This is a genomic window from Pseudomonas sp. PS01300 (genome assembly GCF_029960155.1).
Taxonomy (GTDB): Bacteria; Pseudomonadota; Gammaproteobacteria; order Pseudomonadales; family Pseudomonadaceae; genus Aquipseudomonas; species Aquipseudomonas palmensis.
The window spans coordinates 36,774-52,169 of record NZ_JASCPN010000026.1 but is presented as its reverse complement, the minus strand read 5'-3'; the positions used below and the strand labels follow the sequence as shown (position 1 = coordinate 52,169).

Annotated in this window: 10 protein-coding genes and 2 pseudogenes; 1 reads left to right on the top strand and 11 read right to left on the bottom strand. The window is 58.3% G+C overall.

Going from position 1 to position 15,396, the window contains the following annotated elements:
• Window positions 1-15: 15 nt before the first annotated feature.
• From QMX96_RS14490 to QMX96_RS14480, 3 genes and pseudogenes are all read right to left on the bottom strand, one after another.
• Window positions 16-1,809, bottom strand: a pseudogene (locus QMX96_RS14490) (nucleoside-diphosphate sugar epimerase/dehydratase); the annotation flags it as partial.
• A 1-nt stretch (window position 1,810) separates the two neighbouring features.
• Window positions 1,811-2,689 (bottom strand): annotated as a pseudogene (wbpA, locus tag QMX96_RS14485) (UDP-N-acetyl-D-glucosamine 6-dehydrogenase); the annotation flags it as partial.
• Between the two features lie 452 nt (window positions 2,690-3,141).
• Window positions 3,142-4,188, bottom strand: a complete 1,047-nt coding sequence (locus QMX96_RS14480) for a Wzz/FepE/Etk N-terminal domain-containing protein (RefSeq protein ID WP_282361961.1) — start codon at window positions 4,186-4,188, stop codon at window positions 3,142-3,144.
• 78 nt (window positions 4,189-4,266) lie between these two features.
• Between QMX96_RS14480 and QMX96_RS14475 the strand changes: the two genes are divergently transcribed.
• Window positions 4,267-4,425 (top strand): hypothetical protein, encoded by a 159-nt coding sequence (locus QMX96_RS14475; RefSeq protein ID WP_282361960.1) that lies wholly within the window; start codon window positions 4,267-4,269, stop codon window positions 4,423-4,425.
• A gap of 175 nt (window positions 4,426-4,600) precedes the next feature.
• Here QMX96_RS14475 and QMX96_RS14470 read toward each other — a convergent pair whose 3' ends face one another.
• From QMX96_RS14470 to gyrA, 8 genes are all read right to left on the bottom strand, one after another.
• Window positions 4,601-4,852 (bottom strand): lipopolysaccharide assembly protein LapA domain-containing protein, encoded by a 252-nt coding sequence (locus tag QMX96_RS14470; protein WP_282361959.1) that lies wholly within the window; start codon window positions 4,850-4,852, stop codon window positions 4,601-4,603.
• Window positions 4,853-4,876: 24 nt separating this feature from the next.
• Window positions 4,877-5,170 carry an integration host factor subunit beta gene (ihfB, locus tag QMX96_RS14465; RefSeq protein ID WP_043862681.1) on the bottom strand — a complete coding sequence of 98 codons (294 nt, stop codon included), beginning with the start codon at window positions 5,168-5,170 and terminating at the stop codon, window positions 4,877-4,879.
• Between the two features lie 316 nt (window positions 5,171-5,486).
• Window positions 5,487-7,163, bottom strand: a complete 1,677-nt coding sequence (rpsA, locus tag QMX96_RS14460) for a 30S ribosomal protein S1 (RefSeq protein ID WP_043862680.1) — start codon at window positions 7,161-7,163, stop codon at window positions 5,487-5,489.
• A gap of 124 nt (window positions 7,164-7,287) precedes the next feature.
• Window positions 7,288-7,974: a (d)CMP kinase gene (gene cmk, locus QMX96_RS14455; protein WP_282361958.1), complete on the bottom strand. Its 687-nt coding sequence runs from the start codon at window positions 7,972-7,974 to the stop codon at window positions 7,288-7,290.
• Window positions 7,971-10,208, bottom strand: a complete 2,238-nt coding sequence (locus tag QMX96_RS14450) for a bifunctional prephenate dehydrogenase/3-phosphoshikimate 1-carboxyvinyltransferase (RefSeq protein WP_282361957.1) — start codon at window positions 10,206-10,208, stop codon at window positions 7,971-7,973. The genes cmk and QMX96_RS14450 overlap by 4 nt, the downstream gene beginning before the upstream one ends.
• Window positions 10,209-10,248: 40 nt before the next feature.
• The gene (gene pheA, locus QMX96_RS14445) at window positions 10,249-11,343 is read right to left on the bottom strand and encodes a prephenate dehydratase (protein WP_043862677.1); all 1,095 of its coding nucleotides are present in this window, start codon (window positions 11,341-11,343) and stop codon (window positions 10,249-10,251) included.
• Window positions 11,343-12,428: a 3-phosphoserine/phosphohydroxythreonine transaminase gene (gene serC, locus QMX96_RS14440; protein ID WP_282361956.1), complete on the bottom strand. Its 1,086-nt coding sequence runs from the start codon at window positions 12,426-12,428 to the stop codon at window positions 11,343-11,345. Before serC ends, pheA begins: the two co-directional genes overlap by 1 nt.
• A gap of 99 nt (window positions 12,429-12,527) precedes the next feature.
• Window positions 12,528-15,167 carry a DNA gyrase subunit A gene (gene gyrA, locus QMX96_RS14435; protein ID WP_043862676.1) on the bottom strand — a complete coding sequence of 880 codons (2,640 nt, stop codon included), beginning with the start codon at window positions 15,165-15,167 and terminating at the stop codon, window positions 12,528-12,530.
• Window positions 15,168-15,396: the final 229 nt, after the last annotated feature.

Below are 15,396 nucleotides of genomic sequence, written 5' to 3'. Positions count from 1 at the left end.
ATGCAGTGCCTAATATTACGGTTCTCTGCGTCTCTGCTGGTAGATCCAGTCCACGATCTCCCCTTCGGGCGAATAGCCGATCACAGTTTCGCGCAGCACCTGCCGTACTTGAGCATAATCGTCGGCCACCAGTAACCCCAGCAACGCCTGTAACTTTTGTTTCAGAGCATCCCACGCCAAATAATCTTCATGTGCACTCATGATCATGGGGTGCTGAGTAGCAACAACGTTGTCGCCGATCAACAACTCTTCATACAGCTTCTCACCCGGTCGCAAACCAGTGAATTCTATTGCGATATCCCCATTCGGATTTCGATCAGAGCGAATGCTCAAGCCTGAGAGATGTATCATTTTTTCCGCAAGCTCGACAATTTTCACCGGCCCCCCCATGTCCAGTACAAACACATCTCCACCCTGGCCCATGGAACCCGCCTGTATGACCAGTTGCGCGGCTTCCGGGATAGTCATGAAGTATCGCGTAATCTTCGGGTGAGTAACCGTTAACGGGCCGCCGGCCTTGATTTGCTTGTGAAACAACGGGATAACCGATCCTGAAGAGCCCAGAACATTGCCGAATCGAACCATGGTGAACCGAGTGTGATTGGTATGGGTCACGCCTTCAGCGTCGCCGAACAACTGCGGAGCATTTTCCCTGCTAAGCGCCTGCAGCGTCATTTCTGCCAATCGCTTGGTACTGCCCATCACATTCGTAGGGCGTACCGCTTTGTCGGTGGAGATCAACACGAAGTTTTCCACGCGCGCCTGCAATGCGGCCTGTGCAGTGTTGAGCGTACCGATGACATTGTTGTATATGCCCTCGGCAATATTGTGTTCAACCATAGGCACATGCTTGTAGGCAGCGGCATGGTATACCGTCTCGACACGCCAGGACTTCATGATGTCCAACAGTTGCGACTGGTTACGAACCGAGCCCAACACCGGAATGAGTCGAACAGGCAGCGACTCAATACGCACCCTTTGCTCCAGTTCGCTGAGAATGCTGTACAGATTAAACTCGCTATGTTCGAACAACAGCACTTTTTTAGGTTTGAGCGCTGTGATCTGCCGACACAACTCTGAACCAATAGAGCCGCCGGCTCCTGTGACCAGCACCACACGCCCAGTAACACAACGCTCCAGTAGCTCTTCTTGCGCAGGCACGGTGTCTCGACCCAACAAGTCAGCAATATCTACTTCCTGGATATCATCGACTTTCACTCTGCCACTGGCCAAGTCCATGAACCCCGGTACACTGCGAACGTGCAGGGGATAGCCCTCAAGGTAATCGAGAATCTCGCGTCGTCGTGCCCGTGTGCTGGAAGGAATAGCTAACAGAATTTCTTGAGCCCCCGTCAACTCAATCACCTGTTGAATTTGCTTAGGATTGAATACCTGCAATCCGGATATAACGCGATCGTTGATGCTAGTGTCGTCATCGATGAAAGCAACCGGACGCATGACCCTACCCATACGCAGTGCTGTCACGAGTTGATTGCCTGCTGCGCCAGCGCCATAGATGGCAACCTTGGGCAAACCGTCGTCACGATTGGTAAACGGCACATGCTGCGATGCGCTGAACCAGTCGCCCAAAAAATACTGGCGCATAAACAGACGCAAACCGCCTATCAAGACCAAACTCAACCACCAGTAATTGAAAATAATCGAGCGGGGCACCACCGGGGCATGATTTCCAAACCAGAACACCAGCAACGCCAGCAGCAACGCGGATAGGCTGACGGCCTTGCAGATCGCAATCAGCGCATCATTACCGAAATAGCGCATCACGGCGCGATACATGCCGAAGCGTATGAGTGTGCAGTCCATATTCCCTGGCTTTCCAGGTTAAATAGAAAGGATCAATCGGGATGCAGTGCCCGCCCAACCCAGGGCCTGGGTAGTAAGCAGTAAAACCGAATGGTTTGGTTGCAGCAGCATCCACCACCTCGAAAATATCAATGCCCATTCGGTCAGCAACAATCTTCATTTCATTGACTAACCCAATGTTCACAGCGCGATGAATATTTTCAAGAAGCTTGGTCATTTCCGCCGCTTTTGTCGAACTGACCTGAACGACCTGATCGATCGCCTGTTCATACAAAGCTACACCAACCTCCAGGCAGGCCTGGGTATGCCCACCAATAACTTTAGGGATAGTGCGAGTTTCAAAATTAGGGTTACCTGGATCTTCGCGTTCTGGCGAGTAAACAAGGAAAATACTTTCACCCACGCGCAATCCTCCTTCCTGCACGCGAGGAAGCAGTTCTTCTTCAGTTGTGCCCGGGTAGGTGGTGCTTTCGAGGGAAACGATCTGCCCTTTACGGAGGTACGGCTTGAGTGCATCCGTCGTATTAATGACGAAGCTCATATCAGGCTCGCGGTACTTGTTGAGCGGTGTAGGTACGCACAAGATCAGCGCATCACATTCAGTGACACGCGCGAAGTCTGTCGTCGCTTCAAAACCACTGGCTCGTGCGTTAGCGATATGCTCTGCAGAAATATGCTCAATATAGCTCTTTCCTTCATTCAAAGCATCGACCTTCGAAGTGTCGATATCAATACCCAGCACATTGAAACCAATAGCATTGTAACGCAGCATCAAAGGCAAGCCGACGTAGCCTAGGCCGACAATACCAATGATGGCCTCTTTGCTCTTTAACTTCGCGACGCTCGCTTGCTTCAAGCCTGACATCCGATAAGACCCCATATAAATTTCTGTGTAATTACCCAAGCACATCACTTAGCTCACCGCTCAGGCCCTGCTTACAAGTTTTTCGCACATGACCATCCACTGTCACACCCGCCTTGCCGCTTGCTTGACAACCCCCTCACCCTACAATAGCGAAAGCCTGCATCCTTCCTCTGAGCATTGAGTCAAACGAGAAAACCTCGCAACGCGCACCAACCGAAGGTAATTGATCGATTTTTGATCAGCCAGCCAAGCTTCCAGCGACCAACGGAAGCCAGCCTGCATACAGAAAGCGGAAAGACCGGCTAAGTTTATCCTTGTAGCGGGAAACCTTTCCAGAAAAACAACCGCAACGACGCATAAGCCTACAATTAACCGACTAGAAATCGGGCGGGAGCGGTACGATTTCTTCACAAGAACGGCGCAATCAGGTCATAGATTTGAAGGGTTCAGCTTTACTCACGTGCTTGCAGCCCCATGAAGTAACGAACCGTGGCCACAAAGCAGGCAAGCCCAGCACCAGCGAACAATCCCAGCAATGCAATCAGGAATTTTTTGGGCTTGATAGGCCGATCCGGCAGTTCCACAATACCGTCCTGCCTGAAGGTCGCAACCACTTCAGGATCGATACGCAACTCACGATAGAAATTCAAGGCCGCTTGCTGCTTGCGAATATCTTGGATGAACGGATCATCAGACACACGCTGCTGTAGGTTTCTAATCTCCGCTTCAAGCGCTTTGCTGCCACGCATGTAGGTAAGCGGCCCCTCCATGTCAGCGGAAACTTCTTCGACACGATTGATCGTGATAATCGGCGGCCGGTCCAGACCAATGGACTTCGCGACAGCAAGCGCTTCAGTCAGCCTGACGATTTCATCTTCACGCTGCTCTCGCGCACTTTTTTGTGCACTAACAATTTGCAACTGAAGATCATTCGACTTTACCGTAGCCTCACCCCTCACATTTCCCAAAACCTCTTGGCGAGCCAATTCACCCGCCATATTTGCATACTGAGTAACCCAACCGGCAGCAAGCTCCGGATCAGGCAAGTTCGCAGAAATAGCAAATCGTCCAGGGGTATCCTTTCCAGTAGGCGCCACACTGAACAACTGATTAAACCCAGCGTACAGTGCGTCCTGAGATCCTTGCCGCTGTTCCTTGGGAAGGGTAGGTAGATATATGTTCTGAAAAAAGTGCCGACGTAATGACTCAGAAAGAAGATGGCGCAGAAAAATATCGTAAATATTCTGTACCGATAGCCTTTCCAACTCGGTTTCGCCACCACGCCCATAATTAAGATGAGCGATATCTTTTTGCGTGGGTGGCTGTACGAATATCTTGGCCTGAAATACAGGCGTTGCGGTCAGCGCATAAACGATCGCAGTCGCAGTGACAGCCATCGTTATTACAGTAATAAGCAACTTCTGTCGCCATATACCCCTGATCAGCTGAACCAGGTCAATTTCATTATTTTCGATCACGTGTTCGCGATGGGTAGACATTTAAATCTCTTGTTTCCTTGAGGAATTACCTCTCAGCGAGAACTGCTGAGGAAAGATTGCCCGTGCAAGGCGTGAAGCATGAGGTGGAGAAGCTGGGGGAATTTACTTGAGAATGTAAAAAAAAAAAAGATACCTGCTACCCTCTGGAGAAAAGACGTTTTTAAAAAACCCTGGAAAAATGCACCTATAGTCGTCAAAAAAGCAGAAAAAGGTGCTGAAAAAACCGAAACCACTTAAAGCAACAAAAGAACGAAGCAGATGAACTCCGACAATATTATCTTAATATCACGCCTACACAAAAGATAATGAATACCATTTACGACTCGTTGATTGTAAAACTCGCTACCAGATGGAATGTTAGCAACCAGACACCAGGCAATCGACCATTCAGCCTTGAACTGGCGCAAAGCGCCTACCCTTCTTGGCGTAGTAATCGATACGCCCGTCGCTTGGCACGCAGGCCGATACATGCCCCCATCACCGGCCCAACCAGCAACCCACCCACCAGGGCTACCAGCACCACAACCGACAACGGCAACGCCGGCGCAGCCCACCCAAACAGCACCAATGCCACCGACTGCTGGTTCTCCAGCACAAACAGCAGCACCACCGCCGCAACGGCCAGCACCACCAGCGCCAGCACTACACGCTTGAGGTTACGCATGACTTGCTCCTTGCTCAGCGGCCATCATGCGCCCTCCTCCTCATCGTTGACCCGATCACGCAACTCTTTACCGGGCTTGAAATGCGGCACGAACTTGCCGTCCAGACTCACCGACTGCCCCGTCTTCGGGTTACGACCCAGGCGCGGCGCCCGGTAATGCAGCGAGAAGCTGCCAAAGCCGCGGATCTCGATTCGATCCCCTGTAGCCAGGCACTGGGACATCTGCTCAAGCATGGTCTTGATGGCCAGCTCCACATCCTTCGATGAAAGCAGCCCTTGATGGGTGACAATACGTTCGATCAGCTCCGACTTCGTCATATTTTTCCCTTCTTTATCAAGCAGCTAGATCATTGCTTACTCTGTTTGTAGCACGCCCTAGCTGATTTGAACAGGGTGGTTCTTGACTTAATAAAATTTTCAAGATTTGCACACAAGGGTGACAAGTGAGTGCCGCTGCCCGCAGGCGAGGCGGGGCAAGGGATTGGCGCATTTGCTTCGCCCTGACGTGGACGAATCCGCCCTGGCGGAACACAGGAAGGCATGGGACCCCCTGCAGACTCATCCGCAAACAGACATGAATCGCAGGCACAAAAAAGGGCGACCGAAGTCGCCCTTTTTAATGATCAAGCAGAACTCAGTTCTGTTTGGCCATTGCTTCGCGCAGCAGTGCAGCCATGGTGGTATCGGCGGCAGCTTCCGGAGCGGCTTTCAGGCTCTGGATTGCTTCTTTCTCTTCAGCATCGTCTTTCGACTTGATGGAGAGGTTGATTACGCGGCTCTTGCGGTCAACGCTGATGATCTTGGCTTCAACTTCTTCGCCTTCCTTCAGGACGTTACGCGCGTCTTCAACGCGGTCACGGCTGATTTCGGAAGCTTTCAGAGTGGCTTCGATATCGTCGGCCAGGGTGATGATAGCGCCCTTGGCGTCAACTTCTTTAACGATACCTTTTACGATAGCGCCTTTGTCGTTGACAGCAACGTAGTTGGAGAACGGATCGTCTTCCAGCTGCTTGATACCCAGGGAGATACGCTCGCGCTCTGGGTCAACCGACAGGATGACGGTGTCCAGCTCGTCGCCCTTCTTGAAGCGACGTACGGCTTCTTCGCCCACTTCGTTCCAGGAGATGTCGGACAGGTGAACCAGACCGTCGATGCCGCCGTCCAGACCAATGAAGATACCGAAATCGGTGATCGACTTGATGGTGCCGGAGATCTTGTCGCCCTTGTTGAACTGGCCAGAGAAGTCTTCCCATGGGTTCGACTTGCACTGCTTGATGCCCAGGGAGATACGACGACGCTCTTCGTCGATGTCCAGAACCATGACTTCCACTTCGTCGCCGACTTGTACGACTTTCGAAGGGTGGATGTTCTTGTTGGTCCAGTCCATTTCGGAAACGTGTACCAGGCCTTCCACGCCTTCTTCCAGCTCTGCGAAGCAGCCGTAGTCGGTCAGGTTGGTGACGCGCGCCATGACGCGGGTGCTTTCTGGGTAACGTGCCTTGATAGCAACCCATGGGTCTTCGCCCAGTTGCTTCAGGCCCAGCGAAACGCGGTTACGCTCACGATCGTACTTCAGTACCTTGACGTCGATCTCGTCGCCAACGTTGACGATTTCCGACGGGTGCTTGATACGCTTCCAGGCCATGTCGGTGATGTGCAGCAGGCCATCAACGCCGCCCAGGTCAACGAATGCGCCGTAGTCGGTGAGGTTCTTGACGATACCTTTGACTTGCTGGCCTTCCTGCAGCGATTCCAGCAGAGCTTCGCGCTCGGCGCTGTTTTCGGCTTCCAGGACACTGCGACGGGAAACGACAACGTTGTTGCGCTTCTGGTCCAGCTTGATGACCTTGAATTCCAGCTCTTTGCCTTCGAGGTGGGTGGTGTCGCGCACTGGGCGGACATCAACCAGGGAGCCCGGCAGGAACGCACGGATACCGTTAACGTCGACAGTGAAGCCGCCTTTAACCTTACCGTTGATAACGCCCTTGACCACTTCTTCGGCGGCGAAAGCTGCTTCCAGAACAATCCAGCACTCGGCGCGCTTGGCTTTTTCACGGGACAGCTTGGTTTCGCCAAAGCCGTCTTCGACCGCGTCCAGCGCAACGTGAACTTCGTCACCGACCTTGATGGTCAGCTCGCCAGCTTCGTTGTAGAACTGCTCGAGCGGGATGACGCCCTCGGACTTCAGACCGGCGTGGACAGTAACCCAGTCACCGTCGATATCGACAACGATACCGGTGATGATCGCACCTGGTTGAAGGTTGAGGGTTTTCAGGCTTTCTTCAAAGAGTTCTGCAAAGCTTTCGCTCATTTTAATTCCTGTAGATTAGGGCGAGACATACGCCCATCAGCCACATTCCAGACAATGTGGGTTTCGTTCATATAAAGGGAAGGCCTGCAGGACGTTGACTGGTGCCCCTGCATGCCGCCCTGTATCAGGCGATATCGCGAAGTGCGATCTCGCTTCTGATGCGTTGCAACACCTGTTCGATGGACAATTCCGTGGAATCCAGCTGGATTGCATCGGCCGCCGGCTTGAGCGGGGCCACTGCGCGCTGGGTGTCGCGCTCATCACGCGCACGTATCTCATCTAGCAGACTCGACAGACTAACATCATCGCCCTTGCCCTTCAACTGCAAGTAACGACGACGCGCCCGCTCCTCGGCGCTGGCCGTGAGGAAAATCTTCAAGGGCGCTTCTGGAAACACCACCGTCCCCATGTCGCGCCCATCGGCGATCAGGCCGGGCGACTCCTGAAACGCCCGCTGGCGCTGCAGCAGCGCATCACGCACCGCCGGCAGCGAAGCCACCATCGATGCGCCAGCGCCCACGGTTTCGGTACGGATCACATTGCTCACATCATCCCCCTCGAGGATGATCTGCTGCAACTTGCCCGGCTCGGCGGCGATGAATTGCACGTCCAGATGGGCGGCCAGCTTGACCAGCAGTTCTTCATTGGTCAGGTCGACACCGTGGTTGCCGGCGGCGAATGCCAGGAGGCGGTACAGAGCCCCGGAATCCAGCAGCTTCCAGCCCAGCTCGCGGGCCAGCATGCCGGCAACGGTACCCTTGCCAGAACCGCTAGGCCCGTCGATGGTGATGACCGGTGCCAGCGCGTTCACGACTTGCCCTCTTCAGCTACGCGGATGCCGACTTCGGCACACAGCGCGAGGAAGTTGGGGAACGAGGTGGCAACGTTGGCACAGTCATGGATGCGAATCGGCGCGCAAGCGCGCAGCGAGGCGACACTGAAGGCCATGGAGATACGGTGGTCGCCATGCCCATGCACTTCGCCACCACCGATGCTGCCGCCGTCGATGATGATGCCGTCCGGGGTAGGTTCGCACTTCACGCCCAGCGCCAGCAGGCCGTCGGCCATGACCTGGATGCGATCCGACTCCTTCACCCGCAGCTCTTCGGCGCCGCGCAGCACGGTACGCCCTTCGGCACAGGCCGCAGCCACGAACAGCACCGGGAACTCGTCGATCGCCAGGGGCACCAGGTGCTCCGGAATCTCGATACCCTTGAGCCTGGCGCCGCGCACTCGCAGGTCGGCTACCGGCTCGCCGCCGACTTCACGCTGGTTTTCCAGGGTGATATCGCCGCCCATCAGTTGCAGAATGTCGATGACACCGGTGCGGGTCGGGTTGATGCCGACGTGCTCCAGTACCAACTCCGAACCCTCGGCAATCGAGGCCGCGACCAGGAAGAAGGCCGCCGAGGAGATATCGGCCGGCACCTCGATGTGGGTGGCGGTCAGCTTGCCACCGGACTCCAGCGAGGCGGTAGGGCCATCGACGCTCACGCTGTAGCCAAAACCGCGCAGCATGCGCTCGGTATGGTCACGGGTAGGCGCAGGCTCGGTGACGGTAGTCTTGCCCTGGGCATACAGGCCGGCCAGCAACAGGCAGGATTTGACCTGGGCACTGGCCATCGGCAGTTTGTAATCCAGCGCCTTGAGCGTATGGCCACCGCGGATGGTCATCGGCGGGCGGCCCTCGGCGGCGGTCTCGATGACCGCACCCATTTCGCGCAGCGGGTTGGCCACACGGTTCATCGGGCGCTTGGACAGCGAAGCATCGCCGGTCAGCACGGTGTCGAACGGCTGCGCGGCCAGCAGGCCGGACAGCAGGCGCATCGAGGTACCCGAGTTGCCCAGGTAGATCGGGCCAGGCGGCGGCTTGAGGCCATTGAGCCCCACCCCGTGAATGGTCACGCGACCATGGTGCGGGCCTTCGATGACCACGCCCATGTCGCGGAACGCCTGCAGGGTCGCCAGCGCATCCTCACCCTCGAGGAAGCCTTCCACCTCGGTGGTGCCTTCGGCCAGGGAGCCGAGCATGATCGAGCGGTGGGAAATCGATTTGTCGCCTGGTACGCGAATACGGCCGGACAGGCGGCCACCAGGTTGTGCCAGGAAAATCAGGTCGTTGGAGTTCATAGCGTCCACATAGGCCCGACGGGCCAGGATTTTACTGAAATGCTCGCGGGCAACCCGGGCGCGGGTGAAAACGCCCAGCAGCTGGTGCCCATCCCCTGCATCGACCGCGTCGCGCAAGGCGTCGAGGTCGCTGCGAAATGTATCCAGTGTGCGCAGGACAGCCTCGCGATTGGCGAGGAAGATGTCATGCCACATGACCGGGTCGCTTCCGGCGATTCTTGTGAAATCGCGGAACCCACCGGCAGCGTAACGGAAGATATCGAGGTTTTCATTGCGCTTGGCCAGCGAATCGACCAGGCCGAAAGCCAGCAGATGCGGCAGATGACTGGTTGCCGCCAGCACTTCGTCGTGGCGCTCCACCTGCATGTGCTCGACATCGGCATCCAGTGCACGCCACAGGCGATCGACCAGAGCCAGGGCGGCCGGGTCGGTTTCTGCCAGCGGCGTGAGAATCACCTTGTGACGACGGAACAGGGCGGCATTGGAGGCCTCCACCCCACTCTGCTCGGAACCCGCGATCGGATGGCCAGGTACGAAACGCGGCAGCTTCTCGGCAAAGGCTTCGTGCGCAGCACGCACCACGTTGCCCTTGGCGCTGCCCACATCAGTCAGCACCGCCGCACCCAGGTCAAGCTGCGCCAGGCGCGCCAGGAGCTTTTCCATGGCCAGGATCGGCACCGCCAACTGGATCACGTCAGCCCCGACACAGGCCGCAGCCAGGTCCTCTTCACAACGGTCGACCACACCCAGCTCGACCGCCAGCTTGCGCGATTGCGGGTCCAGGTCGACACCGACCACCTCGCGGCACAGGCCACTTTCGCGCAGGCCCTTGGCGAACGAGCCGCCAATCAGGCCCAGGCCCACCACCACCAGCCGGCCAATGACGGGCCCGCCTTGCTTTACGACTTCAACCACGGAGCAGGACCCTGTTCAGAACATCACGCATTGGCATACCTCAGAGCACCGCCTTCGGATACGAGCCCAGTACCTTCAGGGCCACCGCCTCCTGGCTGATCTGCTCCAGCACCGCCTTGATCAACGGGTCACGATGGTGGCCGACGAAGTCGATGAAGAACACGTAGGTCCACTTGCCGCTGCGCGACGGACGGGTCTCGATGCGGGTCAGGTCGATGCCGTTCTCGTGGAACGGTACCAGCAGTTCGTGCAACGCACCCGGCTTGTTGCTCATCGAAACGATGATCGAGGTCTTGTCATCACCGGTCGGTGGCACTTCCTGGTTGCCGATCATCAGGAAGCGCGTGGCATTGTCCGGACGGTCTTCGATTTTCTCCGCAAGGCGTGTCAGACCGTACAGCCCGGCCGCCATGTCACCGGCGATCGCCGCCGAATTCCACTCACCCTTGACCCGCTTGGCAGCTTCGGCATTGCTCGATACCGCCACCCGCTCGACGTTCGGATAATGAGCATCCAGCCACTTGCGGCACTGGGCCAGCGACTGGGCGTGGGAGTAGATACGGCTGATGCTGTCGGTCTTGGTATTCTCGCCAACCAGCAGGTGGTGGTGAATGCGCAGCTCGACTTCGCCGCAGATCACCATGTCGTGCTCGAGGAAGCTGTCCAGGGTGTGGTTGACCGCACCTTCGGTGGAGTTTTCCACAGGCACCACGCCGAAATTGACCGCGCCGGCGACCACTTCGCGGAATACCTCGTCGATGGCCGCCATCGGCTTGCTGATCACGGCATGGCCGAAGTGCTTCATGGCCGCGGCCTGGGTAAAGGTGCCCTCAGGCCCCAGATAGGCGACCTTGAGCGGTTGTTCCAGCGCCAGGCACGACGACATGATTTCACGGAACAGCCGGGCCATTTCCTCGTTGCCCAGCGGGCCCTTGTTGCGCTCCATCACGCGCTTGAGCACCTGCGCCTCGCGCTCGGGCCGGTAGAACACCGGCACCTCGCCTTCTGCCAGGGTCGCGGTCTTGACCCGGGCGACTTCCTGGGCGCAGCGCGCACGGTCGCTGATCAACTCGAGGATCTTCTCGTCGAGGCTGTCGATGCGCACGCGCAGGGCCTTGAGTTCCTGTTCGGACATCAGGCGTGTTCCTTCTCGAATTCACCCATGTAGGCCACCAGTGCCTCCACGGCATCCAGGCCCAGGGCGTTGTAGATCGAGGCACGCATGCCGCCCACCGAACGGTGACCCTTGAGGTTGAGCAGGCCACGCTCGTCGGCGCCCGCCAGGAACGCCTTGTCCAGGCGCTCGTCGGCCAGGCGGAACGGCACGTTCATCCAGGAACGGGCATTGCTGCTGATCGGGTTGGTATAGAAGTCGCTCTTGTCGATGAAGCAGTACAGGCGGTCCTTCTTGGCGCGGTTGCGCTGCTCCATGGCAGCGACACCGCCCTGCTCCTTGAGCCACTCGAACACCAGGCCCGAGAGGTACCAGGAATAGGTTGCCGGGGTGTTGTACATCGAGCCGTTGTCGGCCGCGACCTTGTAGTCGAGCATGGTCGGGCAGCTGCTGCGGGCACGGCCCAGCAGGTCTTCACGCACGATCACCACCACCAGGCCGCTGGGGCCGATGTTCTTCTGCGCACCGGCGTAGATCAGACCGAACTGCGACACGTCGACCGGACGCGAGAGGATGTCCGAGGACATGTCCACCACCAGCGGCACGTCACCGGTCTGCGGCACCCAGTCGAACTCCAGACCTCCGATGGTCTCGTTCGAGGCGTAATGCAGGTAGGCGGCGTCCTTGGTCAGGTTCCACTCGTTCTGACCCGGGATGGCCAGGTAATCGTAAGGCTTGGCGCTGGCGGCGACATTGATGTTGCCATAGCGACGCGCTTCCTCGATCGCCTTTTTCGACCAGATGCCGGTCTCGATGTAGTCGGCCGTACCGCCCTCGGGCAGCAGGTTCAACGGGATCTCGGCAAACTGCTGGCTGGCGCCGCCCTGCAGGAACAGCACCTTGTAGTTGGAGGGGATGGACATCAGGTCGCGCAGGTCCTGCTCGGCCTTCTCGGCAATGGCCACGTAGTCGTCGCTACGGTGGCTCATCTCCATGACCGACAGGCCTTTGCCGCGCCAGTTCAGCATTTCTGCCTGGGCACGCTGCAGCACAGCTTCAGGAAGCGCAGCAGGGCCTGCGCAGAAGTTAAAGGCTCGTTTGCTCACATCCACTCTCGCTCTGCTCTTGATGTCTGTGGGAGCAGACACCGCAGTGGCGGGCCTGCCCGCCCCCACAGCCGCTCCCATAGGTTGCGCTACTACAATTTATTCCTGCGGCGTCTCTTCGTCAGCTGCAGCGTCCAGTGACGAACCTTCGCCGGCGTCCACGTCAGCCTCGGCATCCGCCACGAAGTCTTCGTCGTCTTCCTCGTCGGACGGCTCCTGCACCCGCTCCAGACCCACCAGGGTCTCGTCGCTGGCCAGCTTGATGAGCGTCACGCCCTGGGTATTGCGGCCCAGGCTGGAGACTTCGCCGACACGGGTACGCACCAGGGTGCCCTGGTCGGAAATCAGCATGATCTCCTCGCCTTCCTGCACCTGTACCGCACCCACCAGACGGCCGTTGCGATCGTTGCTGACCATGGCGATGACGCCCTGGCCACCACGCTTGTACTCGGGGAACTCGGCGATGGCGGTACGCTTGCCGAAACCACGCTCGGAAGCGGTGAGGATCTGGCTGCCTTCTTCGGGGATGATCATCGAAATCAGCTTCTGCCCCTCGGCCAGGCGCATGCCGCGCACACCGCGGGCGGTACGCCCCATGGCACGCACGTCGGACTCCTTGAAGCGGGTGACCTTGCCGGCATCGGAGAACAGCATGACCTCGCGCTCACCATCGGTGATGGAGGCGGAAATCAGGATGTCGCCTTCGTCCAGCTCCAGCGCGATCAGGCCGACACTGCGCTGACGACTGAACTGCTCCAGCGGGGTCTTCTTCACGGTGCCGTTGGCGGTGGCCATGAAGATGAAGTGACCTTCGGTGTATTCCTCCACCGGCAGCATGGTGGTGATGACCTCGCCCTCGCCCAGCGGCAGCAGGTTCACCAGCGGACGGCCACGTGCGGCACGCGACGCCTCGGGGATTTCGTAGGTCTTGAGCCAGTACACCTTGCCCTTGCTGGAGAACAGCAGCAGCGTGGTGTGGCTGTTGGCGACCAGCAGGTGCGAGATGTAGTCCTCGTCCTTGACGCCGGTGGCCGACTTGCCCTTGCCGCCACGGCGCTGGGCCTGGTAGGCCGCCAGCGGCTGGGTCTTGGCGTAGCCGCCGTGGGAGATGGTCACCACGCGGTCTTCTTCCGGGATCATGTCACCCAGGGTCAGGTCCAGGCGTGCATCGAGAATCTCGGTGCGGCGCACGTCGCCATACTCGGCGCGGATCAGCTCCAGCTCTTCGCGGATCACTTCCATCAAGCGCTCGGCGTTGTTCAGGATGCGAATCAGCTCGCCGATCTGCTTGAGAATCTCCTGGTACTCGGCCAGCAGCTTCTCGTGCTCCAGGCCGGTCAGGCGGTGCAGGCGCAGGTCCAGGATGGCCTGGGCCTGTTCGGGCGAAAGGTAGTACTTGCCATCACGCAGGCCGTACTGCTCGTCGAGGGTTTCCGGGCGGCAGGAATCGGCGCCGGCGCGCTCGACCATCACCTGCACGGCACTGGACTCCCACGGCGTGCCGATCAGCGCTTCCTTGGCCTCGGACGGCGTCGGCGAAGCCTTGATCAGGGCGATGACCGGGTCGATGTTGGACAGTGCGACCGCCTGGCCCTCGAGGATATGACCGCGTTCACGGGCCTTGCGCAGCTCGAACACGGTACGGCGGGTGACCACCTCGCGGCGGTGACGCACGAACGCCTCGAGCAGGTCCTTGAGGTTCAGCACCCGCGGACGGCCGTCGATCAGCGCCACGATGTTGATGCCGAACACGGCCTGCAGCTGGGTCTGGGCATAGAGGTTGTTGAGGATCACCTCCGGCACTTCGCCACGGCGCAGCTCGATGACGATGCGCATGCCGTCCTTGTCGGACTCGTCGCGCAGCTCGGTGATGCCCTCGAGTTTCTTTTCCTTGACCAGCTCGGCGATCTTCTCGATCAACCGCGCCTTGTTCAGCTGGTACGGCAGCTCGGTGATCACGATCTGCTGGCGGCCACCGACCTTGTCGATGTCCTCGACCGTCGAGCGGGCACGCATGTAGATGCGCCCGCGACCGGTACGGTAGGCCTCGATGATGCCCTGGCGACCGTTGATGATCGCGGCAGTCGGGAAGTCCGGCCCCGGGATGAACTGCATCAGCTCATCGACCGTGATGTCGGCGTTGTCGATCAGCGCCAGGCAACCGTCGATGACTTCACCGAGGTTGTGCGGCGGAATGTTGGTCGCCATGCCCACGGCGATACCGCTGGAGCCGTTGACCAGCAGGTTCGGGATCTTGGTCGGCATGACCGCCGGAATCTGCTCGGTGCCGTCGTAGTTGGGCACCCAGTCGACGGTTTCCTTGTGCAGGTCTGCCAGCAGCTCGTGCGCCAGCTTGGTCATGCGCACTTCGGTGTATCGCATGGCCGCGGCATTGTCGCCGTCCACCGAACCGAAGTTGCCCTGGCCGTCCACCAGCAGGTAGCGCAGCGAGAACGGCTGGGCCATACGGACGATGGTGTCGTAGACCGCGGTATCACCGTGGGGGTGATACTTACCGATCACGTCACCGACCACACGGGCGGATTTCTTGTACGGTTTGTTCCAGTCGTTACCCAGTTCACTCATCGCAAACAGAACGCGGCGATGCACGGGCTTCAAGCCATCACGCGCATCGGGCAGTGCACGCCCGACAATGACGCTCATCGCGTAGTCGAGGTAGGACTGTCTCAGTTCGTCTTCGATATTGACCGGTAGGATTTCTTTGGCCAGTTCGCCCATGAGAAGCCTGATTCCTTTTTCTGGTGAAACCTCGTCACATCCATATGGGACGAACGAAGCTCGCCGCTGCAAGCAGATGACCGGCAGCGACTTACGACAAATCAACGAGTTATGCCATGGATCTGCGCAGTAAAGACCGCCTCGGGAGGCGGTCTTGGAAACCGTCGGATGTTACCACAGTCCCGATAGGCTTGGGAGTATGGCAAACCGCCGCCCGATCTGAGGCCGG